15 protein-coding genes and 1 pseudogene are annotated in these 24,205 nt (G+C 61.9%); 6 read left to right on the forward strand and 10 right to left on the reverse strand.

What is annotated here, in order from left to right; translation table 11 throughout:
• Window positions 1-70 precede the first annotated feature (70 nt).
• Together HW450_RS08645 and HW450_RS08650 are read left to right on the forward strand one after the other, a co-directional pair.
• Window positions 71-4,816, forward strand: a complete 4,746-nt coding sequence (locus HW450_RS08645) for a type I polyketide synthase (RefSeq protein ID WP_182385243.1) — start codon at window positions 71-73, stop codon at window positions 4,814-4,816.
• Window positions 4,817-4,842: 26 nt separating this feature from the next.
• The gene (locus HW450_RS08650; RefSeq protein WP_182385244.1) at window positions 4,843-6,396 is read left to right on the forward strand and encodes an acyl-CoA carboxylase subunit beta; all 1,554 of its coding nucleotides are present in this window, start codon (window positions 4,843-4,845) and stop codon (window positions 6,394-6,396) included.
• 348 nt (window positions 6,397-6,744) lie between these two features.
• Here HW450_RS08650 and HW450_RS08655 read toward each other — a convergent pair whose 3' ends face one another.
• Genes HW450_RS08655 through trmB form a run of 5 tightly spaced genes read right to left on the reverse strand, consistent with a single transcriptional unit; the run spans window position 6,745 to window position 11,953 of the window.
• A complete protein-coding gene (locus tag HW450_RS08655) occupies window positions 6,745-7,092 on the reverse strand; it encodes a DUF3054 domain-containing protein (RefSeq protein ID WP_182385245.1) in 348 nt (115 codons plus the stop codon).
• Complete coding sequence (locus HW450_RS08660) at window positions 7,089-8,087, reverse strand: lysylphosphatidylglycerol synthase transmembrane domain-containing protein (protein ID WP_232843222.1); 999 nt, start codon at window positions 8,085-8,087, stop codon at window positions 7,089-7,091. The genes HW450_RS08655 and HW450_RS08660 overlap by 4 nt, the downstream gene beginning before the upstream one ends.
• A complete protein-coding gene (locus HW450_RS08665; RefSeq protein WP_182385246.1) occupies window positions 8,087-10,453 on the reverse strand; it encodes an MMPL family transporter in 2,367 nt (788 codons plus the stop codon). The genes HW450_RS08660 and HW450_RS08665 overlap by 1 nt, the downstream gene beginning before the upstream one ends.
• A 25-nt stretch (window positions 10,454-10,478) precedes the next feature.
• Window positions 10,479-11,153, reverse strand: a complete 675-nt coding sequence (locus HW450_RS08670; RefSeq protein WP_182385247.1) for an NYN domain-containing protein — start codon at window positions 11,151-11,153, stop codon at window positions 10,479-10,481.
• A 2-nt stretch (window positions 11,154-11,155) separates the two neighbouring features.
• Window positions 11,156-11,953 (reverse strand): tRNA (guanosine(46)-N7)-methyltransferase TrmB, encoded by a 798-nt coding sequence (gene trmB, locus HW450_RS08675; protein WP_182385248.1) that lies wholly within the window; start codon window positions 11,951-11,953, stop codon window positions 11,156-11,158.
• Window positions 11,954-12,094: 141 nt separating this feature from the next.
• Between trmB and HW450_RS08680 the strand changes: the two genes are divergently transcribed.
• Window positions 12,095-13,102, forward strand: coding sequence for a hypothetical protein (locus tag HW450_RS08680; RefSeq protein ID WP_182385249.1), 1,008 nt, complete (start codon window positions 12,095-12,097; stop codon window positions 13,100-13,102).
• Window positions 13,103-13,140: 38 nt separating this feature from the next.
• Here the strand turns inward: HW450_RS08680 and HW450_RS08685 are convergent, their stop codons facing one another.
• Window positions 13,141-13,296 (reverse strand): hypothetical protein, encoded by a 156-nt coding sequence (locus tag HW450_RS08685; protein ID WP_182385250.1) that lies wholly within the window; start codon window positions 13,294-13,296, stop codon window positions 13,141-13,143.
• Window positions 13,297-13,576: 280 nt separating this feature from the next.
• On the opposite strand from HW450_RS08685, the gene HW450_RS08690 reads away from it, so the two are divergent.
• Window positions 13,577-15,406 (forward strand): phosphoenolpyruvate carboxykinase (GTP), encoded by a 1,830-nt coding sequence (locus HW450_RS08690; RefSeq protein WP_182385251.1) that lies wholly within the window; start codon window positions 13,577-13,579, stop codon window positions 15,404-15,406.
• Between the two features lie 64 nt (window positions 15,407-15,470).
• Here the strand turns inward: HW450_RS08690 and HW450_RS08695 are convergent, their stop codons facing one another.
• Window positions 15,471-16,244 carry a class I SAM-dependent methyltransferase gene (locus tag HW450_RS08695; protein ID WP_182385252.1) on the reverse strand — a complete coding sequence of 258 codons (774 nt, stop codon included), beginning with the start codon at window positions 16,242-16,244 and terminating at the stop codon, window positions 15,471-15,473.
• 26 nt (window positions 16,245-16,270) lie between these two features.
• Here HW450_RS08695 and HW450_RS08700 point away from each other — a divergent pair, with 26 nt between their 5' ends.
• Window positions 16,271-17,422: a glycosyltransferase family 4 protein gene (locus HW450_RS08700; protein WP_182385253.1), complete on the forward strand. Its 1,152-nt coding sequence runs from the start codon at window positions 16,271-16,273 to the stop codon at window positions 17,420-17,422.
• A 1,349-nt stretch (window positions 17,423-18,771) separates the two neighbouring features.
• On the opposite strand, the gene HW450_RS08705 is transcribed toward HW450_RS08700, so the two are convergent.
• Window positions 18,772-19,836: a DUF3068 domain-containing protein gene (locus tag HW450_RS08705; RefSeq protein WP_182385254.1), complete on the reverse strand. Its 1,065-nt coding sequence runs from the start codon at window positions 19,834-19,836 to the stop codon at window positions 18,772-18,774.
• A gap of 64 nt (window positions 19,837-19,900) precedes the next feature.
• Here HW450_RS08705 and HW450_RS08710 point away from each other — a divergent pair.
• Window positions 19,901-20,884 (forward strand): annotated as a pseudogene (locus HW450_RS08710) (acyltransferase family protein); the annotation flags it as partial.
• Window positions 20,885-20,935: 51 nt separating this feature from the next.
• On the opposite strand, the gene HW450_RS13250 reads toward HW450_RS08710, so the two are convergent.
• Both HW450_RS13250 and HW450_RS08715 read right to left on the reverse strand, forming a co-directional pair.
• Window positions 20,936-24,022, reverse strand: a complete 3,087-nt coding sequence (locus tag HW450_RS13250; RefSeq protein WP_407926226.1) for an alpha-(1->3)-arabinofuranosyltransferase domain-containing protein — start codon at window positions 24,020-24,022, stop codon at window positions 20,936-20,938.
• A complete protein-coding gene (locus HW450_RS08715) occupies window positions 24,006-24,203 on the reverse strand; it encodes a DUF2613 domain-containing protein (protein WP_182385255.1) in 198 nt (65 codons plus the stop codon). The genes HW450_RS13250 and HW450_RS08715 overlap by 17 nt, the downstream gene beginning before the upstream one ends.
• Window positions 24,204-24,205: the final 2 nt, after the last annotated feature.

Below are 24,205 nucleotides of genomic sequence, written 5' to 3' on the forward strand. Positions count from 1 at the left end.
TCAATTGAGAAGATGGAGAAGGGCCTTTTAGTAATGTCCGTAAATCGATCGAAGAAGGTAGGCTGCCGGCATGGACTCCACGCAGGAAAGCACCGGGATGAATGTCTCTGAGCTGAAAGAGTGGCTGCGTAGTTGGGTGGTAGCCACGACCGGTTTACCTGCAGAAGAGATCACGGACGACAAATCTCTCCAAAACTTCGGTTTGAGCTCCCGTGATGTGGTGCTGCTTTCCGGAGAGCTGGAAAACCTGCTGGGGGTTCAGCTGGACGCCACCGTCGCCTACGAATACCCCACCATCGGGGCACTCGCACAGCGCCTTATCGACGGCGCATCCACCCGCACCCTCACCGCCAAGGGGCGACGCAACGTAGCCGCCACGACCGGCGCGCACGACATTGCCATCGTGGGCATGGCTACCCGTTTCCCCGGCGCCGCGAACGCCGACGAGTTCTGGGACCTGTTGGTGTCCGGTGTGGACGCCACCTCTGACTTGCCAATGGGGCGCTGGTCCGAATACTCCGCCGACGAAGTGATGACGGAAAAGATCGCGGAAAACAATGTCCGTGGCGGTTACATCCAGGACATCGGCACTTTTGATGCGGAGTTTTTCGGTATTTCCCCAGTGGAAGCTGCGAACATGGATCCGCAGCAGCGGTTTGCGCTCGAACTGACCTGGGAAGCGTTGGAACACGCGCACATCCCGGCAAGTTCGCTGAAGGGCGGGTCCGTTGGCGTGTTCATCGGTTCCTCCAATGTTGACTACGGAATGATCATCGTCGCTGACCCAGCTGAGGCGCACCCGTACGCGCTTACTGGTACAGCCAGCTCGATCATCCCGAACCGTGTGTCCTACGCCTTCGATTTCCGCGGACCTTCCGTATCCGTGGACACCGCATGCTCGTCCAGCCTCGTGGCCATTCACGACGCCGTCCGCGCGCTGCGTACCGGCGATGCTGACCTTGCCATTGCCGGTGGTGTGAACATCCTGGCCTCCCCATTCGTTTCCACAGCTTTCGGTGAGCTGGGCGTGATCAGCCCCACGGGCAAGATTCACGCATTTTCGGATGATGCTGACGGATTCGTCCGTGCCGACGGCGCGGGCCTGTTTGTGCTCAAGCGGGTAGAGGAAGCCATTGCCGACGGAGACAACATCCTCGGTGTGATCAAGGGCTCTGCGGTGAACTCCGACGGCCACTCCAACGGTCTGACGGCGCCGAACCCGGAAGCACAGGTTGACGTGCTGGAACGCGCCTACGCCGATGCCGGCATTGATCCGACCATCGTGGACTACGTTGAAGCACACGGCACGGGAACCATCCTCGGTGATCCGATCGAAGCATCGGCGTTGGGGGCGGTGCTCGGCAAGGGCCGTGACATCGCAGAACCGACTCTGCTGGGCTCCGCGAAGTCCAACATCGGACACTCTGAATCCGCAGCCGGGGCCGCTGGCCTAGCCAAGGTGTTGCTGGGCATGCGCAACGGCGTGATCCCGCCGAGCATCAACTTTGCCGGGCCGAACCGCTACATCGACTTTGACGCCGAACACCTGGAAATCGTGGAAGACCCACGGGAGTGGCCGGAATACTCTGGCAAGAAGCTCGCTGGTGTATCTGGATTCGGTTTCGGTGGCACCAACGCACACCTGGTGGTGCAGGAGTTTGACCCAGCGGAATACGAACAGAAGCCACAGCAGGACAGCCAGCTGGAAGGCGTGCTGTTGCCGGTGAGCGGATTGCTGCCATCGCGGCGTCGGCAAGCAGCGGCAGACCTGGCGGACTTCCTGGAAGGGCGACCGGATGCGGACCTGGTGAAAGTGGGACGCTCCCTCGCGCGCCGCAACCATGGCCGCTCCCGCGCCACGGTTGATGCCAGCACGGTGGACGAGGCCGTCAAGCGCTTGCGCAAGGTGGCGGAAGGCAAGAAGAGTGTCGGTATCAATGCTGCTGACGCGCCTGCCACACACGGGCCGGTGTTCGTCTACTCCGGTTTCGGTTCGCAGCACCGCAAGATGGCGAAGGACATGCTGGAGCTGTCGCCGATGTTCGCGCAGCGACTGGCGGAACTCAACACGCTGATTGAGTTCGAGTCCGGCTGGTCCCTCCTGGACATCATCGCTGACGACGCCCAAACGTACGACACGGAGACCGCGCAGGTCGCCATCACCGCGATCCAGATTGCCCTCACGGACTACCTCGCTGCGTTCGGAGCGAAGCCAGCCGCCGTCGTGGGCATGTCCATGGGTGAAATCGCCGCAGCATACGCCGCAGGTGGCCTCACTGATGTCGACGCGATGCGCATCGCCTCACACCGCTCCCGCCTGATGGGAGAGGGCGAAAAATCCCTGCCCGAAGACCAGCTCGGCGCGATGGCTGTGGTGGAGTTCTCCGCTGAAGACCTGGAGAGCTTCATCGCAGAGCACCCCGAGTACGAAGGCATCGAGCCAGCCGTTTACGCCGGTCCAGGCATGACCACCGTCGGAGGTCCGCGTGAGGCTGTGATGAACCTCGTAGAGTACCTGGATGGCGAGGGTAAATTCGCGCGCGCCCTCGACGTCAAGGGCGCTGGCCACACCTCCGCCGTGGAGCCACTGCTGGGAGAGTTGGCGGCGGAAACCGCTGACATCGAGCCACGCCCCACCACGATCCCGCTGTTCAGCTCGGTGGATAAGGGAGTGGTCTACCCAGCCGGTTCCGTCATCCACGACTCCGACTACTGGCTCCGCTGCACCCGCGGGAGTGTCTGGTTCTTGGAAGCCACCCAACAGGTGTTCGCAGCTGGGCACAGCACGTTGGTGGAGATTTCCCCGAACCCAGTCGCTCTCATGGGCATGATGAACACTGCCTTCTCCGTTGGAGCGGCTGATTCGCAACTCCTCTACGCGCTCAAGCGGAAGGTCCCGGCCGCAGACTCGCTGCGCGACCTGCTGGCGAAGCTGTACGTGGGTGGTGCAGACATAAACTTCGACCTTCTCTACGGCGATGGCGCTCGCCTCGATGCGCCACACATCACCTGGAAGCACCAGCGCTACTGGACCGCAGCGCGCCCGTCGTCCTCCGGAAGCGTCGGAATGCCAGGTCACAAGGTGTCCCTTCCGGACGGTTCCGTTGCATTTTCCACCCTTGCTGAGCTGGTGCCAAGCACCGAAGCCCTCATGGAGTCTGCAGTCGTCGCGCTCGACGCCGCCGCCACCCTGGTGGCCACCGAAGAACGCGCCCCGCTGCCCCCAACTGGCGAAGTAACCACCCTCGCGCACAAGAACCTGGGCGGCATTACCTTGTCGGTGTACCGCAAGCTTGGCGACGCCATGTCCCTCGTCGCTGAAGGCTTCGCAGCATCCTCTGCTGCTGCACCCGCCACAACTGTTGACGAACCAACCCGAGTGGTAGCGCCACGCGTGACGGATGAAATCGACATCGACGCTGTCCACTGGGATCCTACTTCTGGAGAAACTGTGGAACAGCGGATGCGCTCCATTGTCTCCGAGGCCATGGGCTACGACATTGAGGATCTCCCCCGGGAGCTTCCGCTGATCGACCTTGGCCTGGACTCCCTCATGGGCATGCGCATCAAGAACCGCATCGAGCACGATTTCCAGATCCCTGAGCTGCAAGTTCAGGCCCTTCGGGACGCATCAGTTGCCGACGTGGTGGCAATGGTGGAAGACATGGTGGCAGGCCGGGAACAAGTTGACGACGTGGCTCCAGCTGCGGGCGTCGAAAAGCCAGTGGCCAGGAAGGGTGGCGTGGGCGTGGCCCCGCGTGACGCCTCCGAGCGCCTCGTCTTCGCCACCTGGGCCACCATCACCGGTGCCGCAGCCGCTGGCGTGACCTCCGAGTTGCCGGAACTGGTGGGGACGCAGGCCGCCGACATTGCCGCGCGACTGAGCGAACGTTCCGGCGCGGTGGTCACCGAAGATGACGTCCTCGCCGCGGAAACCCTGGAACCGCTGGCAAATCTTGTCCGCGAGGGGCTCGAGACCGAAGTCGAAGGCAACATCCGTGTCCTGCGCGCCCGCCCAGAAGGATCCCGCAAACCAGCCGTATTCATGTTCCACCCAGCTGGCGGCTCCTCCGTGGTGTACCAGCCACTCATGCGACGCCTGCCGGAAGACGTACCGGTGTACGGCGTGGAGCGCCTCGAAGGGCCACTGACTGAGCGCGCCGCTGCGTACCTTGATGAGATCAAGCAGTACTCCGACGGCCTGCCCATCGTGCTCGGCGGTTGGAGCTTCGGCGGCGCCCTCGCCTATGAAGTAGCGCACCAGCTGAAGGACACCGATGTTGAGGTAGCACTGGTTGCGCTGCTCGACACCGTCCAACCAGCAGAAACCGTGCCAGATACGCCGGAGGAAACCCGCGCCCGGTGGGAACGCTACCAAGCCTTTGCCAAGAAGACCTACGGCCTGGACTTCCCAGTACCATTCGATCTGCTGGAAACCGCAGGCGAAGACGCGCTGCTTACCATGCTGGCGGAGTTCCTCGCCACCACCGACGCCTCCGAACACGGCCTGTCCGCCGGCGTCCTAGAACACCAGCGGGCCTCCTTTGTAGACAACCGCATTCTGGACAAGATCGACTTCACCCAATGGGCTGGAGTGAAAGTCCCAGTGATCCTGTTCCGGGCGGAGCGCATGCACGACGGCGCGATCGAATTGGAGCCACGCTACGCCACGATTAATGAAGATGGTGGCTGGTCGGCTATCGTGGAAGAGTTAGAGATCGTTCACCTGCATGGTGATCACCTTGCGGTGGTGGATGAGCCGGAAATCGCCACGGTCGGGGCGCACCTGACCCGGCGGATTACGGAGCTGACTTAAGACGTAGAAACGAGTAGCTTAGAAACGTGACTGGAAAAACGACAGCAGATAAACTCGCTGATCTCCGAGCACGCCTGGAAAAAGCGAAAGATCCAGGTAGTGAGCGGGCGCGAGCGCGACGTGACGAGGCCGGCCTTACCACGCCACGTCAGCGCATCGACCGTCTGCTGGATCCAGGCTCATTCGTAGAAATCGGTGCGCTTGGCCGAACCCCCGACGATCCTGAAGCGCCATACTCAGACGGTGTGGTCACTGGCTACGGTCGCATCGAGGGGCGCCCAGTGGTGATCTACGCACACGACAAAACCGTCTACGGTGGCTCTGTCGGTGAAACGTTCGGCCGAAAAGTCTGCGAGGTCATGGATATGGCCATCCGCGTGGGCTGCCCTGTGATTGGTATTCAAGACTCCGGTGGCGCGCGTATTCAGGACGCAGTGACCTCCTTGGCTATGTATTCGGAGATTGCGCGTCGTCAATTGCCGCTGTCCGGCCGTAGCCCGCAGATTTCCATCATGATGGGTAAGTCCGCTGGTGGCGCCGTGTACGCCCCAGTGACCACCGACTTTGTGGTTGCTGTGGATGAGCGCGCCGAAATGTATGTCACAGGCCCAGCCGTGATTAAGGAAGTTACCGGCGAAAACATCACCTCCGCGGAGCTCGGCGGCGCCCGCCAGCAGGAGCTTAACGGCAACGTGTCCTACGTGGCGAAGGACGAGGACGACGCCTTCAACTACGTCAAGGATCTCCTCGATCATCTCCCGCTCACCTGCAACGACCCCGGCCCGGAGTTTTGGGCTCCTTCCGACGAGGACGTCGCATTCACCGACGGGCTCGACCTGTTCATGCCGAACGACACCAACGCCGGCTACGACATGCACGACCTCATCGCGAAGCTGTTCGACGCCAACGACTTCCTCGAAGTGCAGCCAAACTTCGCGCAGAACCTGATCGTGGGCTTTGCGCGTATCGACGGCAAGTCCGTCGGCGTGATCGCGAACCAGCCACTCGTTTATGCTGGCTGCATTGACGCAGATGCTGCCGACAAGGGCGCCCGCTTCATCCGCATCTGCGACGCCTACAACATCCCGCTCGTCTACCTGGTGGACACCCCGGGCTACCTCCCGGGTGTGGCGCAAGAAAAAGCTGGCCTCATTCACCGTGGCGCAAAGTTCGCATTCGCACTGGTAGAAGCCACGGTGCCGAAGGTATCCCTGATCGTGCGCAAGGCCTACGGCGGAGCGTATGCAGTGATGGGGTCCAAGAACCTCTCCGGTGACATCAACCTCGCGTGGCCAACTGCGCAGATCGCCGTAATGGGATCTGCTGCTGCCGTTGTGATGATCCAGGGTAAGCAGCTGGCGAAGATTGAAGACGAAAACCAGCGTGCCTACATGAAGAAAGTCTTCATGGACTTCTACGACGAGAACATGACTTCTCCGTATGTCGCCGCCGAGCGTGGCTATATTGACGCGATGATCGAACCGAATCAGACGAGGTTGGCGCTGCGTCAGGCTCTACGTCAACTCGCCACTAAAACCGAGCGTGACCTGCCGAAGAAACACACCATCATGCCGATGTAACGTTCTCGTTGTATATTGCGACAGAGCTGTTAGAGTACACAGCTGATAGAAAGTGAAAGGGCACAAATAATGCTGAGCACCGTTGTGGATGTAATCGGAGACCTCTTCGGCATGTTCTTCATGCTCGTCAACCAGGTCCGTGCGACGCTGTCTCGCTAAATAGCTAGCGAATCTTCAAAGCTCCCGCGCCTCTTTTTGAGGGTGGGAGCTTTTTCATGAGGTTGGGGAGTTTTGGGGGCTGGTCCGAGATCCGGGTTTCTGGTCACACCAAGGGTAAAACCCAAGGTCAGTTACCAGGTAGTCTTCTAAAACTCGGGTTTCGGTGCTGGCCCAAAATCCCAGCAACCCCTAAGCTTTGCGGATAACCCGCGCAGCTCCACGCCAGCCGAGCAACAGTAGGCCAGACATGACTGTGGCGACGATGATGAAGGAAATGTGTGGCACGCGCCCGTTGTTACCTGCCCAGATCCCGAGTCCACAGACTACGGAACACACCCAAACAACACTGCCGGCGGCGAAAGAAGCTGGTGGGCTGGTGATGAAGCGGAGTAGCACCCAGCCGAGGATGACTCCGATGAGGAATGGCCACCAGGTGTCCAGGATGTTGATGAATGTGAAAGGCTCTGCTTTGTGCGCCATGCGTGCGAACACCGCGAAAAGAAAAATGGCGATGACGTCGAGCAGGAAATATTTCATTGTGTCTCCTTTAGTCCCACTAGATACACTACCCAGCCGATTGCGGTGGCGAGGATGAAGGACACCATGCGGTACACCAGGACGGCGGCGAGGGCGGTGGCAGCGGTGAGCCCTGTGGCTACGAGGGAGGCGGTGAGCGCGGCTTCTAACGGGCCTAATCCGCCCGGGGTCACGCCGGTGGCGCCGACAATCTTGGCGGAAAGGAAAGCGAGGGTAATACCGGGAAGAGTAGGGGAGGAGGTCACGGCCATGACTGCCGCCCACAGCGACGCCAGGTCAAGGAGGCGGTTGAGTAGGGACATCAAGGAGACGGAAGCGAAGCGGGGAAAGGTGAGTCGCACGACTTGCAGTTGATGGATCTGTTTTACTACTGCCGCCATGCCAGCGTCGGGGGTGCGACGCAGCAGCCGATTGAACACCGGGAGGACTAGACCTGCACAGCGTTCCAGGAACAGCGGGTTGTTGGCGGCCCAGTAGACCAGGAATGCCAGTAGCGCCATGCCGGCGCCCACGAGGAGGAGAGACCAGAGCGAGAATGTTGCCCCGAGGAGGAGTACCGCGCCGAGGCCGAGGAGGACGAGCCAGAGCGTCGATAAAGCGCCGGAAAGCACTACAAACCAGCTGATAACCATGACGGACGCGCCCCACGCCCGCTGCACCTTGAACTGCAACACGGTGGAGAGCGCCGGCCCGCCGGGGAGACTGTTCGACCAGGAGTTAGCAGCGAGCACCAACGCCAATGCTTGCCGACGCCCCACCGCCACACCCCCGGCCCGCAGCAGCTCCACCATGACTTCAGCCATCGCGACGAACGACAGCGCACACAGCACAACCGTGAGCACCACCCACGGTAGGGACGCTGTGCGCACCGCGGCGATTCCTTGGGCGATGAAGTCGAGCTGGTCGCGGAAGAAAAAGGCCGCCGCGCCGAGGAGCGCGACGGTGATGATGACGCGTGCCCAGCGAGCACGAAACAGCTTGCCGAGCGCGTCCACTAGTTGCCTTCTTCCCTCAGGCGTTTCATCAGTTCAGCGAAGGGGACCAAGTTTTCGTCAGAGATGGTGGAGCGTCCGCCACGAATTGCGGCGTTGTGGACGGAAACGTCGTGCACCGACATCTCCCGTGGCACAGGCGCCGGTGTAGGCGCTGGATCAGGTTCAGGCGCAGGCTCTGACGCGGGCGATGGAACAAGGGCCGGCTGAGGGGCAGGCTTAGCAACCGGAGCGATGACGGGCTCCTTGCCGTGTCCCATCCGCTCGGACGCCAGCTTGACCCACTGCGGCGCCCACCAGTTGTCTTCACGGAGCAGGTGCATGACGGCTGGGACGAGCATCATGCGGATGATCGTCGCGTCGAGGATGAGGGCCGCGATCATGCCGAAGGCGATGTACTTCATCATGACGATGTTGGAGAACCCGAAGGCGCCACACACCACGATCATGATGAGCGCAGCGGCGGTGATGATGGAACCGGTGTGTGCGGTGCCGTACTTGATGGCGTGGTCTGTGGCGTCGCCCCGATTGCGGGACTCCACCATGCGGGAGACCAGGAATACTTCGTAGTCGGTGGAGAGGCCGTAGACGATGGCCACGATCAGCACCAGCACCGGAGACATCAGTGGCCCTGCGGTGAAGTCGAAGAGCGTTCCGCCGAGGCCGTCAACGAACATCGCCGTCAGGATGCCGAGCGTCGCGCCGAGACCAAGCACCGTCATGATGATCGCCTTTGCCGGCAGGATCAGTGAACCAAACACCAGCGCCATGAGCACAAACGTAGCGATGATGATGTACAGCGCCATCCACGGCAACTTATCGAACAACGCCTCGATCGACTCAACTTCCAGCGCCGGGGTGCCACCGATATAGACGTTCACCCCCTCGGGGACGTCTATCGCACGCAATTGCTTCACGACGGCATCGTTGTTCTCACGATCCACGATCCCCGCAGAAAGCACAGTGGTGCCGTCCTTGGTGGGGTGGGAAGGCGAGAACCGTCCGGTCAGCCCTTCCACGGCATTGGCCTGCTGGTAGATCTGCACCAGCTGATTGTTGTCTGCCTCGGTGACCACGAGCTTGATGGGCTCGGTGCGGAAGTCGGGGAAGGAAGAATCGAAGGTGCTTTGGGCAGCGCGCACCTCGTCGGATGGCGGCAGGTAGGTTTCATTGATCCCGCCGAACTTCACTCCCGTCAGCGGGATGGTCAGGCCAAGCAACACGGCGATGATACCGGCAGCGACGAGCCTGGAGTGCTTCATGGACCAAGCGGGGATGCGTGCCCAAATGGTCTGTTCCCACAGGGACTCGTCCTTAGCGGTCTTGCGGATCGCCCACTTGTCGATGTTCTTCCCCAGCATGCCGAACAGTGCGGGAAGGACCGTGACGGACAGGAACGCAGCGAGTCCCACAGCGGAGATCGCGCCATAGGCGATGGATTTAAGGAAGGCTTGTGGGAAAACGAACAGGCCCGAGAGGGCCACGATCACCATGAGTGCGGAGAACACGACAGTTTGCCCAGCGGTAGCCACGGTGGTCGCCACAGCCGGTTTGATGTCTTTACCCGCGGCCATTTCCTCGCGGAACCGAGAGACCATGAACAGGCCGTAGTCGATGGCCAGGCCCAAGCCCAGAAGCGTCACCACGGATTGCGCAAACACGTTCACCTGGGCTTGTGCAGCCAGAACGGACAGGACTCCCAGGGAACCCGCGATGGACAGGATACCGACCACCAGCGGCATGACGGCAGCGACCACGGACCCGAAAACAATCAGCAGCAACAGCGCGACCAATGGCAGAGCAAACAGCTCAGCACGTTTGATGTCGCCGCTCATGCCGTCGTCAAGCGCGTCGGCGACGGCGGTGGCACCAGCGACCCTCGTGGTGACCTCGCCGGGCAGGGCGTCGGTAAGCACTGCGTCCTCCACGGCGCGGTAGGACTTCAGAGTTTGCTCGCCGTCGCCCTTCAACCCCACGGCGGCGAACGCGGTCCGCTTGTCCGGGGTGATCAGCTTCGGGTTTTGCTTATCAAAATAGCTGGTGACGTGGGCGATATGATCGGGGTGCTGCTCCTTGAGCTGCGTGAGGTGCTGCTGCGCCGCCGTTATCACGGCAGGGTCATCCACCGACTTGCCCTCGGGGGCCTCAAACAAAATGATGACGTCACCAGAGTTGTCACGCCCGAAGGTATCCAACTCGATGCGGGCAGCTGCGCTCGAGGAGGAATGGGGATCGTCCCAGCCTTCTTGGCTCATGCGATCACCAAGTTTGGTGCCCTGAAAAGCGAATAGCCCCAAGATAGCTGCGACGATCAAGATCGGCACAGTGATGCGAAAGCGATAGGCAATCTCGCCCCAACGATAGAACACAGGTTTCCTTTCGTTCCGCCAGCGGTTAGCGGGAAGATAGCAGCGCGGACAGAGGACGGAACGGCTGCAGCCACGCGCCTTCCTGTGGGAGCGAATCCAGGTTGATACGCGGCAGCGGTTCGCGGAACACACCTGGGATCTCTTCCAGATCAATGAATTTAATTGCCTCGTGGCTGACCGCCCACGATGCGTGCTCGTGGAAACCGATCACCGTCGCCGGAATGTCCTGCTGGACCAGCTTCTCCAGCAACTCGCGGAAATTCTGCCCATCAGCAGACGCCACGATAACGCCCTGGAGGATCCCCTCGTTGAAGCGACGCTTGATGTGCTCCAACATGTCCGGATCCACATCGGAATCTTCGCCTACCTTCGGCTTGGCAAAGACCGCGAAACCTACGTTACGCAGGGCTTCCACCCAGGGACGCATGACGTCTGCGCCACCGTGCGGGACGTTGGTAAACACGGTGGCTTCCGGTTCGATATGTTCGCCGACCTCTGCAGATAGTTCAGCGCCACGGTTTAGGAGCCAGCGACCGATGGCGTCGAAACGCGGGCGGTACGCTGCGGTAGGGCGACCCCCGAGGATGGCGCCCAACCCCATGTCGATGTTCGGAGCATCCCATACCAGCAGCAAAGTCTGCGGTGGTTCGAAGTCCTGTGGGTGATCGGAGTAGTTGTGCATGAATTCGTGAGCAGACATGGTTACGCCTCCTGCGCTGGTGCGTCGGTGCGCTGCCAGAGGAACTCAGTGATCACATGCTCTTTTTCCAGGCCCTTGCCTTCGAATTTGGTGATTACTTGGCGGTCCGTGAGCTGCGGGCACTCCGGCCACGGCCAGCCCTTGAACTCGAGCAACGGCTCCACATGGACCAATTCTTGGATCCATTCCGCGTAGTCAGCGTGGTCGGTGGCCACGTGAAGAACACCACCTGGCTTCAGGCGAGTGGCGATCAGATGCAGCACACCGGACTGGATGATGCGGCGCTTGTGGTGGCGTGCCTTCGGCCATGGGTCTGGGAAGTAAATGCGGACACCATCGAGCGACTGCTCTGGCAGCATGCGGTTGAGAACTTCGACGCCGTCGCCACGTACGAGCCGGATGTTGCTGAGGTTTTCGCGGACCGCAGCGCCCATCAGCTTAGCCAGGCCCGGCTTGTAGATTTCACAAGCAATGATGTTCGTGTCTGCTTCGAGTGGTGCCATGGCGGCGGTAGAAGTGCCGGTGCCGGAGCCGATTTCGAGGATCGTCTTAGCTCCGGTGCGACCGAACCATTCGTCTAGGTCAATGACCTCGTCGGCGAGAACTTTGCCCATGGCTGGCCAGTTCTCGTCCCACATCTTGGTTTGATTGGGGGTTAGGGTTCCGCGACGGAAACTCATGGAGCCCAGGCGCGGGTAGTCCAAGCCGTCGTTGAATTCGGACTGGAGCGGGCGACCGAAAGGGACGTTGCCAACAGTGGTGCCGTGCGAATCGGAATGAGAAGAATCAGTATTATGCATCGCTGTCTATTTTGCCTTTCCGCCGGTCAAGACACAACATGCAGCTAAAACTTGCAGCTGCGCAGAAAGTGGGGTGCAATGGCGGGCAAAGGTTGTTGTTTCAGTGGGGGCTGAAAATTGGGGGACATTGGACTTTCACAATTGCGGGAGATAGCTGCCCGGCACGACTCGCGCCCTGAGGTGGCTGCGGCGCTGCGGCGCAGCCGGGAAATACCTCGGGTAGGTGCGTGCACGCTTGAGGTAGCGTTGCCGATCGAGCTTCCCGACGCCCACAGCGTCCAGCTCACCTGGCCCGCTATTGGGGTGGACGTGGACGTGATTTTCCTGGTGCATGATGGGCCGCTCAGCGCGCGGGTGCGCGACCGGATAGCGGCGGGACCAGCGGAGTTTGTGCTGGTGCCTCGGGCTGCAGAGATCGCGGCGGCGTGGGAAAGCTTGGACCCGGAGGTTATTGAGCGGGCGCGGGCCCGCAGCTTGTGGCAGGCGCTGGCGGCGATGGGGATTGCCGTTCCGGCTGCGCAGAGCAGTGGTGGACAGGCCGCATCCTGCAGTGTGTCGGTGGTGGGGCCAGTAGCCGAAGACCGCGAGCGGGTAGCCATGCAGCTTCACGACGCCGGATTCACCCTCGTCGCTAGCCCCGCAGCCGATGTGGTGGTGGCGGTCGCACCGACCACAGGCTGGGGAGCTGCTGATTTTACGCAGCTAGACAGTGTTTTTGCGCAAGTAGGGCGGGTGGTTGCTACCGCTCCAGTTCCGCGCCAGGTGTGTCCTGAAGTGTGGGTTGTGACTGAGGAAAACCTTGCCGATGCGGTTTCTCGGTGTGTCGCCTTGCCTCCGCTTGCCCCGCTGCCGACTGCGGTGCCAGGGGCCTGGGAAAAGGGTGCGGCCCGGTTGGAACGAGTGGGCGGGCACACCGGTTGGGTGGTTCCACTGAGCGACGCACTGGTTATAACCGCTATTACGTTTGTGGGGTTCTCTCGACTTATACACGGGGAGCTTGCCATGATCTTTGCAGTCATTGTGGGGACAATTCGTGCCTGGGTCAGGCTCCGAGTGGGTGGGGGCGCTAGTTCGGTGGTTGGGGCGCCTCGCGACTCTCGACCTGGTGCGTGGGTGCGCCGGAAACTGGCGGGACAAGTGCGGGGGTGAATGAGGGAATGAATTGGCTCACGGTTGTTGAACAGCTGTTAGGTGTTGAGGGTGGTGGCGGCGTTAGCCCCGAGAGCTGGGACCTTGGTGCGGATGCACACTATGAGTATGACGAGCAAGGGGTCACGGTATTTGCCGATCTTGACGGCGACGGTCAGATCGACCAGGTCTCCCGAATGGAGTTTTCCGGACATTCCTGCACGTTGTCCATCGATGACGGGGGTTGGGGAAGTTGGATTGAAGAATCCCCTGAAAGGGGGGAAGAAAATGAGGGATGGGCCACACAGACGGCTGTGGAATACCCAAAAGGATGGGGGTAGCTTACCGGTAATGACAAATTGTGGTCGTTGTCTCATTCGGGAACTGCAAAAGTAGTGCGCATGTGACTAGTCTTGATGAGGAGAACGTAATACGAGCCGGTATTCGGCGACCCTAAACGATACGAAGCCAGTTACCGAAAAGTCAGGAGAAACAATGACCGCTGCTGCGATTAAGGGTCTTGTGGGCGAAGCCCCAACCAACAACGAAGAGATGCTGAGCTGGATTGCGGATGCGGTCGAGTTGTTCACCCCAGAAAAGGTTGTCTTTGCAGACGGCTCCGAAGAAGAGTGGGCTCGCCTGAGCCAGGAGCTTGTCGACGCAGGAACCTTCATCAAGCTGAACGAAGAGAAGCGACCAAACTCCTTCCTCGCTCGCTCGAACCCATCTGACGTGGCTCGCGTTGAGTCCCGTACCTTCATCTGCACCGAGACCGAAGACGGTGCCGGCCCAACCAACAACTGGGCTCCTCCAGCTGCAATGAAGGAAGAAATGCTGGAGCACTACAAGGGCTGCATGAAGGGCCGCACCATGTACGTGGTCCCATTCTGCATGGGCCCTATCAATGACCCAGAACCAAAGCTGGGCGTGCAGCTTACCGACTCCGCTTACGTTGTTATGTCCATGCGCATCATGACCCGCATGGGTAAGGAAGCGCTGGACAAGATCGGCGAGAACGGCGATTTCGTCCGCGCGCTGCACTCCGTGGGTGCTCCTCTGGAGCCAGGTCAGGAAGATGTTCCTTGGCCATGCAACGAGACCAAGTACATTACCCAGTTCCCTGAGACTCGTGAGATCTGGTCCTACGGTTCCGGCTACGGCGGAAACGCCATCCTGGCTAAGAAGTGCTACGCGCTGCGTATTGCTTCCGCGATGGCTCACGACGAAGGCTGGATGGCCGAGCACATGCTCATCCTGAAGCTGAACTCCCCAGAGGGCAAGTCCTACCACGTTGCTGCTGCATTCCCATCCGCATGTGGCAAGACCAACCTGGCTATGCTCCAGCCAACTATTGAAGGCTGGACCGCTGAGGTCGTCGGTGACGACATCGCTTGGCTGCACATCCGCGAGGACGGTCGCCTGTACGCCGTCAACCCAGAGAACGGCTTCTTCGGCGTTGCCCCTGGCACCAACTACGCCTCTAACCCGAACGCGATGCGCACCATGGAGACAGGCAACGCAATCTTCACTAACGTTGCCCTGACCGACGATGGCGATGTGTGGTGGGAAGGCCTCGAGGGCGAGCCACAACACCTCATCGACTGGAAGGGTAACGACTGGACCCCAGAATCCGGCGAGCTGTCCTCCCACCCGAACTCCCGCTACTGTGTGCCAATTTCCCAGTGCCCAGTTGCCGCACCTGAGTACGACGACTGGAAGGGTGTCCCACTGGATGCCATCCTGTTCGGTGGCCGTCGCCCAGACACCGTGCCACTGGTCACCCAGGCATTCGACTGGGAGCACGGCACCATGATCGGCGCCCTGCTGGCCTCCGGCCAGACCGCCGCTTCCGCGGAAGCTAAGGTCGGTGCCCTGCGCCACGACCCAATGGCAATGCTGCCATTCATCGGCTACAACGCCGGCGAGTACCTGCAGCACTGGATCGACATGGGTCGCAAGGGTGGCGACAAGATGCCAGCTATCTTCCTGGTCAACTGGTTCCGTCGTGGCGAAGATGGTCGCTTCCTGTGGCCAGGCTTCGGTGACAACTCCCGCGTCCTCAAGTGGATCGTGGACCGTGTCGAAGGACGCGTCGAGGCTGACGAGACCGTCGCAGGCCTCACCGCCCGCGTTGAAGACCTGGACCTGACCGGCCTGGATACCCCAGAAGAGGACGTCAAGGAAGCTCTCACCGCACCTGCAGAACAGTGGGCACGCGACATTGCCGACAACGAAGAGTGGCTGACCTTCCTGGGGCCAAAGGTTCCAGCTGAGGTACACGCTCAGTTCGACGCACTGAAGAAGCGCATCGCAGACGCCAAGTAACCTTGGACCGCCAAATTTGGCGTACCGATGGGACGAAAATCGCGAAAATCGTCCCATCCGTACGCTAAATCTGGCGGTTTTTCTGTATTACGATCACTAGGTTGCTCACTAAAAACTCCCTCAACACCGGCACTTTCACGAGCCACCATGCCCACCGCGGGTGATAACGAGGGAAAAGCCCGACACATGTGCCTCCGCGCACGGACTGGGCCCAATGGATACCTTCGGCGCAGGAGACATCGAAAAGCGATTCGCCGAAGACATTTTTCGGAGGCTTGCCGTGCACCCGGCTGTAGCGGTCCCGGGCCCACGCCCCACCTACGTAGTGCTGCCACAACCCGGTTTCGTGACCACCGAAGGGGCCGAGCCAGATGGTGTAGCTGAGTACTACTAGTCCGCCGGGCCGGGTGACGCGCAGCATCTCTTCACCCATGCGCCACGGATCTGGAATGTGCTCTGCCACGTTGGAGGAGAAGGTTAGATCGAACGACGAGGTGGCGAATGGCAGGCATTGCCCGTCGGCGCGCACGGCAGTCGGGGTCGGAAGGCTGGAGCTGTGTAGTTCGGCGGTAGAAGGTTCGACGCTGATATAGGAGCAGTTGTTGGCAGCGAACTCCGCACCGAAATAGCCGGGGCCTCCTCCCACATCGAGCACCGCAGCACCTGTGAGTGGCTGGTGTTTCACGTCGTGGTGGAGCGCGTCCAGTTGGGTGAAGGTGTCAGCAGCTAACCCGTGGTAGAACTCGTCGGGGTGGGTTTGTTCTTTGGGGAAGGAACGCAGCAGTCGGAGCGAGCGCCCGAGAGTTGCGAGACGTCGGGTGTGATGGAGCTTGGGCACACCAGCATTGTAGGCTGTCCACAGAGATGAATATTTTATTGCTGTGTTGGCGGGATACTGCGCATCCGCAGGGTGGCGGTAGTGAGCGTTATCTGGAGCGTGTTGCGGAGTATGCGGCGCGCCGGGGACACCGGGTTATGTATCGCACGGCTGCGGTGAGCCGGAAGCCTGCCCGGGAAACAAAGGGCGGGGTGGAGTTTCGGCGTCGGGGTGGCCGGATGTCGGTGTATGTGACTGCGGCACTGGAAATGCTCATGGGCGTGTACCGGGATGTTGACGTGGTGGTAGACACCCAAAATGGGATCCCGTTTTTTGCGAAGTGGTGGCTGCGTCGGCCGACCGTTGTGCTGACTCATCACTGCCATCGCGAGCAGTGGCCGGTTGCTGGGCCGGTGTTGGCGCGCCTGGGCTGGTTTTTGGAAGGCACCGTCGCGCCGTTTGCTTACCGACGCTCCCAGTACATCACCGTCTCCGAACCCTCGGCACGGGAGCTGACGGAACTTGGGGTCAATCGGGAGCGGATCGCGATTGTCCGCAATGGTTTGGATCCTGTGCCCGCATTCACGCCCCTGGCCGAGGACGGCAGGGTCCACCTGGTGACGTTGTCGCGCCTGGTGCCCCACAAGCAGATCGAGCACGCAATGGACGTGGTGGCGGCCCTCGCGCCACACCACGATGTGGTCCTGGACGTGATCGGTTCCGGCTGGTGGGAAGACGAACTTCGCCAGTACGCCCGGGAGGTTGGGGTGGATAGCCGGGTGGTGTTCCACGGGCACGTATCAGAAGAAACCAAACATGCGCTGCTGGCGCGCGCAGCGGTGCACCTGATGCCGAGCCGGAAGGAGGGCTGGGGCTTGGCCGTCATGGAAGCCGGACAGCACGGGGTACCAACGGTGGGTTATTCCAGCTCGGCGGGGCTGCGGGACTCCGTGATCGATGGCGAGACTGGGCTGCTCGTGCGGGATAAAGCCGGGCTGATTCAGGCGGTGTACGAGATGACTTTGGACGAGGGGCGTCGGCAAGCCTTGGGCGAGGCCGCGCGACTCAGGGCGCGGGAGTTTTCCTGGGCGCACACCGGGGCAGACTTCCTCCAGGTCGTCGCAGCGGTAGCACACTCGCAACGCCCGTCGCGAGCCAGCCGAGCAGCAGAATCAACCCGAGATACCACCGCCAAGTAGGCGGTTGGGGATCCCCGATGGGAGTGAGCTGGCCGTCAGCGTAGATCGAGTCAATACCCATACCGCGCAGCCCCGCGGTATCGCCCCGCTGCCACAGCTGGTGTGCCTCGACGAACCGCGAGGACGGGTAATCGACGGGAACGCCATCAACCGTGAGCGCACCGTTTTCCACCACGGCGATCGCCTTGGGCAGTGGGTGTGCGGTGGGGGTGCCGTCGATAAGCGTGAGCGTGGTGAGCTCCGGAACGAACACCTCCCGCCCCGCTGCCTCAGTGTGAAGCTCACCCAGCAGCGCAGGCTCCGGCACCGGCCGCAGCTTCTCGACGGCTATCGGCGCGTCCCACACCTGCCCTAGCGCAGCGCAGAGAGCAACCACCGCGAGTGCTCGCGGACGCACTTGCGCTGCCAGGAACACATACGCCGGAATGGCAAAGAGCAGCAGTTTGTGCGAATCGCGAAACAGGGCGGCACCAGGCACCCGAGCACTCAGTAATCTCGCCACATCCGGCACGAACGCCAGCGCAACCGTCAGTGCCAGCGCGAGCGCCCCCAAAGCCGCGAGCCGCCGCGGAATCCGGTGGGAAAACAGCACCAAAATCCCAAAAAGCATCACGCCCAAGACGGCCCACCCGGAGTCCCGAGAAGCGGGCACAGCGGCAGAATTCCAGATACCGCCCAAACCCAACACCGCCCCCACGGTGCCCACCCACTGCTCAGCGCGGGCCGAAAACAGTGCGCCACCAGCAGGAAGCGCGGTCGCGGGGGATAGCAGACTAGGAACGAGCCACGGGGCGGAGAGCGCTGCGCCCCACACGGCAAGCAACCACCGGCGGCTCAGCAGCACCGCCACCGCCGTCGAGACCACCGCGCCCGTTGGGGTGAGCGAGGCCAACCACAATGCCGGAAGGAGAACCCGCCACCTGCCAGTCAGCGCCCACACGGCGATCCCGGGCAGCAGCCACGCGGCGATCACCAGGCTCCACTGGCCCTGCAGCAGCCGCTCCACCACAAACGGGTTGACCAGTGTGACCGTCAGGGCGAGCAGCGTCCCGAGCACGCCGGCCCGGGTATGTTTCGCAACGGCCGCCGCGCCCCACGCACCCCACACCGAGCCCACGAGCAGCAGCCCTCGAGCCACCCAAGAAGCAGGAAGGACAAAACCCAGCAGCGCCAATGCTCCGTCCTGGGGTGCATTCCGGGCGGGCACATCCCCAAAACCCAGGGCCGACTGGTGCAACGCCATGTGGTCAAACACGGACATGTCCCGGTACAGCAACACCCCAGGGGCGGCGAGTGACCACAACAAGCCACCGATCAGCACCGCTGACCAGCACACGAAAAGTGCACGTCTAACCATCATGTCCAATGAGGGCACGGCGCAGGAAGATCACACCGAGGAAAACGCTGACAGCGGAGCCGACCGTGGTGAGCAACAAACCGATCTCCACCCATTTCAGGGTGCGGAGTCCCTCGTGGGCACGGTTCCACATCTGCTGTTTGGTGCTTTCATCCCACCGCAATGTTGCGGAGAACAAAGTCCGGGAGCTGTCTGTGTCCGACGCAGCTTCCGCATCGTCACGGGCGAGGAAAATACGCGGGATTTCAACGCTGTCCACAATGGTCCCGGTTTTAGGTTCCACCCAGAGCGTGCGCGTCATGGTGTAGTACTGGTTCAGCACCACGGTGCTGGGTCCGGATAACCCCGTGCTGGCCAGTTCTTCTTCGGAGTAGAACTGGCGGGCGGGGCCTTTGATGGTGCCGATGCCGAGCTGAATAGGGCTGAGCTTTTGGTGGAACCGGTATACCTTGGCGCCACGTAGCTGCTCCGCATCGTGGAAATCAATCGGGGTGGAGGTACCTGAGTACTTGTCAAAGAACTGGTAGCTGCGGAATTCGGTGGCAAAGGGGAAGGAATACTGTAATCCTTCTCGGGTTTTGTTGGTGAATTCGCGGGAGAACCCAGGGATGGGGGAAGTCGCGGTGAGAGAGGAGGCGGGCTCATCCACGGGGAAGGAGGAATGCCGCACCAGGCGCACTTCGTCTTGGGAATCGAACAGCACCTCACCGCTTTCTAGAGTGAGCTGCTCCGTCACGCTGTAACGCACCTCTTTGCGCTTTTCCGCTGGTGTGCTGGTGATTGTTTTGGAGGCGGTGGCGGTCGAGCGGTGCACGTAGCAGCTCAGATCGCTGGTGTCCGGGTTGAGGCAGCGCGGATCAGCCACCACTGGTGTGCCCTGCTCCCAGGCTTGTTGGTCGAACCTGACGGCTTCGGCGGGCTCGGTGCTGGTGCGGATCGACGCGTTCACCGGCAACAGTCGAACCTGGAACGTGGCGAGTGTTGGTCCCACGGCACGCAACGACAACAGGACCAGTGCGAGCGCGAATGCGATCACAGCTTGAGTCTTTTTCGTCACGATCTGAGCCTTTCCGTTAGGATCCAGGTACGACGCACACAGCGGGTGAGGGAGGACGTAGCGAGTGCCAACAGCTCAAGCTTACTTAACGCACCGCTCCTTCATCGCACCCCTCGAAGGGTTACGCGCCGTCGCGGCCTTCGGCATCATGCTCACCCACGTCTCCTTCCAGACCGGTGGCAACCCCGCCTCGGTGCTCGCACGTTTCGATTTCTTTGTCCCCGTCTTCTTCGCGTTATCTGCGTTTGTGCTGTGGCGGCGTTACGACGGCAATGCCCGCCGCTACTACTGGCACCGGGCGGTACGCATCTTGCCCGCCTACCTGGTGACCGTCGCTTCCGTGTTCCTGCTGCTCCCCGACGCTTTCGGCTCCAGCCTCCCGATGATCCTCGCCAACCTGACGCTGACCCAGATTTACGTCCCAGACGCCCTCGCGCCGGGCCTGACGCACCTGTGGTCACTGTGCGTGGAGGTGGCGTTCTACGTGGTGCTGCCGCTGATTGCGCTGGCGTTACGACGCCTCCCCTCACGAACCCGAGTGCTGGCGATTTTCCTGTTTTCCCTGCTCAGTTTGGGCTGGGCGTTTGTACCCTTCGTGGAAGCAACCCCAGCACCTGGCTTGCCGAACCTACAGATCTTCCCAATTTCCTACACCTGCTGGTTCGCGGTCGGCATGATCGCCGCTGAGCTGGAGGGGCGGGTTCGTATCCCCGGACCCGCATATCTGTATTGGGGGTTGGCGCTGGTGGTGGCGTGGGGAGCCGCACAACCTTGGTTCGGTCCCCTGGGGCTGACCCATCCGACGCCGTGGGAGTTTATGCGTCGTGTTCTCGCCGGTATGACCTTCGGGGCGTTGGTGTTTCTGCCGGTGGCGTTGGGTCGGGGCGCCGGGTTCCTCACCTCGGGGCCGATGCAGCACCTGGGCAAATGGTCATATGCCATCTTCCTGTGGCACGTGCCGATGCTTGCCTGGGCGTTTCCGTTGCTCGGGGTGGCACAATTCTCCGGGCAGTTCTGGCAGGTTCTCGCCGTGACCGTGGCCTTGGCGGTCCCAGTATCCGCAGCTAGCTACTACTTTGTGGAGGAACCTGCCCGGCGGCTATTGGGGCGGGTGGCGTCCGTCCGGCAACACCAACGCCGTGAGGCTCACACAGCAGGCGAGGGTCACGAACCACTGGTCGCCCGCGTAGGAGGCGCTCGGCCACGGGGCATGGGCGAGCCACAGTCCAGCCAACCCAACCCCTAGCGCGGCAAGCGCGGGCCTGGTCACCAGGGTGAAACGCAGGATTACCCAGGCTAACGCTGCGGCAATGATGGCCCACATTCCACCCACGAGGCCCAGTGCCACGGCACCGAACACTACCGGGAACCCGGTGGGACGCAGCGGAACTTGCACATCTCCGCGTCGTCGCCACCACAGACACCCGATCACGGTCACAACGGCAGCAAAAAGGCCCCCGAACAGCGATGCTCGGTAGGGGCGATCACCTGTGAAGGCGAGCGATACCGGGCCGTGGACTCCGGCGGGGATGAGGAATGCTTGGGTATCGGCGTCGATAAGCTGCGGAGCGACGTCCACCCCGCCGACAGTGGCGCGCAGGCCCTCGTTGTACGCGCGGCCGGTGACTAGGATGCGGTCTTCGGATGCCGGTGGAACATCGCGCGAAATGGGCAATGGTGCTGGTGGTGGCGCATAGTCCGGGGTGGTGAGGGTGATCCAGGAGGCGGTGGTGGATAGCTCGTGCATGCCGGCGGGCAGGGTCACTGAGTCGCCGCAGGAGAGGGGGGAGCTGTCGAGAAGGAAATCGTCGGTGACCCCGGATGGGTTCGCGGTGCGGGGATCTTCGTCGCAAGAGGAAGCATCGACCGTCACTGTTATGTCCCGCGGGGCGGTGAAACGGCGCTGGATTAAGTCGGTATCCACAAACACGCGCTGGAACAGGAACTTCTGCACTTCAGGCGAGGTGTTCGGTACTTCCAGGACGCGGCTGATGTCGTGCCCCAGCAGCCGGACATCTGCCAGACCCGCTGGAGAAGCGGAGGCACCGAGCGTGATCGTGAGGGACGAGGTTTCGCCAGCTAATTCCACCCGCAGTTTCTGCCCTGGCCTGGCGAATCGATGCAGCGTGGTGGAATCGCTGCTGATAGTGAGCACCACGGGCGCCCCAGTGGTCACTATTTCAAGGACAGGGTCCGTGGCGGGCTCCCTAATGGTCAACGTTTCGCCCTCCTGGTGTCCCGGCGCTGGGAACCAGGCCGTGTCCAGCGAGCCGTCGACTGCAGCCGTAGCGGAGCGCGCTGGGTTGGCGCCACCGAAAGCGGTGGCATCAGCGGCGGAGGACGATACCGAGATCGGGTTCGGGGATACAGTGGCCAGTGGCCCGCGCGAGGGGTAGTCCCGCACCTTGTTGCGCACGTCGTCGCCCTCATCTGGGGGCGCCAAGGGCGCAGATTGCGCGTTCCACACCGTGCCGTAGTTCCGGGACACCAGCTGCGGGGTGTCCGTGACCACCGTCGCGTCGGAAGCCACCAGGTCATAGGCGCCGGGGTCCAACAACGCAAGGGATTCGCCACCACCGGCTACCTTTTGGGTGCCCGTCACCAGATGCATCGAATGCGAAAGGTTGAACTCGACAATGTCCACCTCGCCGAAGGAATGCACCGGCAGGCCTTGTTTCTTGAAAGAATCACTTAAAGCGCGGGAGCCGGTCGAACCGATGAGATCATGGCGGATCACTGCGGCGCCGATCCCCAGTCGCGCGAACCCCTCCGGGGTCGGGTGTGCCATCAGTCCGTCCAAACCCCGGATTGCTTCTGGCGGGATCAATGGGACGGCGTCGCGTACCACCCACGGGACACCCAGAAGCGGCTGCAGCGGCTCGTCGCGCGTCCACCCCCAGTCCTGCCTGGCAAACGACGACTGTGGCAGGATCACCGTCCGGGTCCCGGCAGCGTTTTCGTTCAACCACGCCGCCGCCTCGTGCCAGTAACCCGGCACTTGCTCGAACCCGCCACGGGGCGCCAGGCGCCCACTCCACGCCGGCGCCAGCGAACTCACCGCAAGCAGGCACAGGAGCGCGGTTGCGGTTGTGCGCCGCCCGGCGTCGTCAAGCCTTAGCGACGACGCTGCGTGCACAAACCCAATCACCAGCGGCACCCGCACCAACACATCAAATTTGTGCGCGTTGCGCAGTGGCGCCCCCATCCCATCAAGGAACGCCAACACCTGACCACCAAAGGGGCCATGCGCGCTGCCCAAGATCACTACGCCGCAGAGCAACATGATGATCCACAGGCGCTGCCGAGCAAGGGCAAGCCCCGCCAGTCCCAGCGCCGCCACCGCGACCGTGAGCAGCACAAAATACGGGCTGGTAGCCAGCACCGTGCCGGCGATCCGCTCAGAATCGGCAAATGGAGCCCAGGAAGTAGTGCCACGCAGCACTTCCACCAGTGACAGCCACCGGGTGGTGACGTAGCTGCTCTCAATGAAATCTGTGAACGGCGGGGAATATCTGCCCAGGATTATCAGCGGGCCCAGCCACCAGATGGACACGAGGCAACAACCGGCCAACCACAGCGCCAGTGGCCGCCAGGCGCGCGCCACCAGAAGAGTGACAAACACCGGAAGGCACGCCGCAGCGGTGGCCGTAGCATTCACCGCCCCCATGCAGGCCACCGCGATCACGGAACCGGCCACCCCACGCGTGGTGGGCCGCACTCCTACTATCGGAAGCAGCGCCCACGGGGTGAGCATCATCGGCCACGTTTCTGAGCTGATCGCCGCCACCGTGCTGATCGTGTGCGGCGACAGAGCGAATAAGAAACTGCCCAGCATCTGCCATCCCGGCGCGCCTACCTGAGCTTTCTTTAGTAGGAGGCAGAAGCCGGAATAGCCAAGTCCAAGCAGTAGCCACCACCATAGCCGCTGGGCGATCCAGTCTGGAAGTGGGTCGGTGAGGAGGAAAAACAACCCTTGGGGAAAGAGGTAACCGTAGGCCTGGTTTTGGAGCTGGCCGAGTGGGAAGATGTCGGTCCACGCGTGTAGCGCACCGTGGAGGAACCCCCACGGATTGGCAGTGAGGTCATGCTTGGTGTCCGCAACCGTGAGGCCGGGGGATTGGAGGAATACGAGGATTCCGAGGATCAGCCAGCCGATCAGGTGCGGGCGGCTACTGGCGCGAGCCATACTCCGGGCCGCCTAGCAGCGCGGTGTCGGCATTAGCGACGGGACCGGCGGGTAACGAGTCTTGGTTAGAGACCGTGGCCACGCCGATCACAGCTGCAACTCCCACAGCAAGGCCGAGGACCGCGCTGGCGAGCGCGGGGCCGATGGTGCGACGGGTGAGGGAGTCGGTTTCCAAAGCCATAG

Source organism: Corynebacterium hindlerae, from assembly GCF_014117265.1.
In the GTDB taxonomy this organism is placed as follows: Bacteria; Actinomycetota; Actinomycetes; order Mycobacteriales; family Mycobacteriaceae; genus Corynebacterium; species Corynebacterium hindlerae.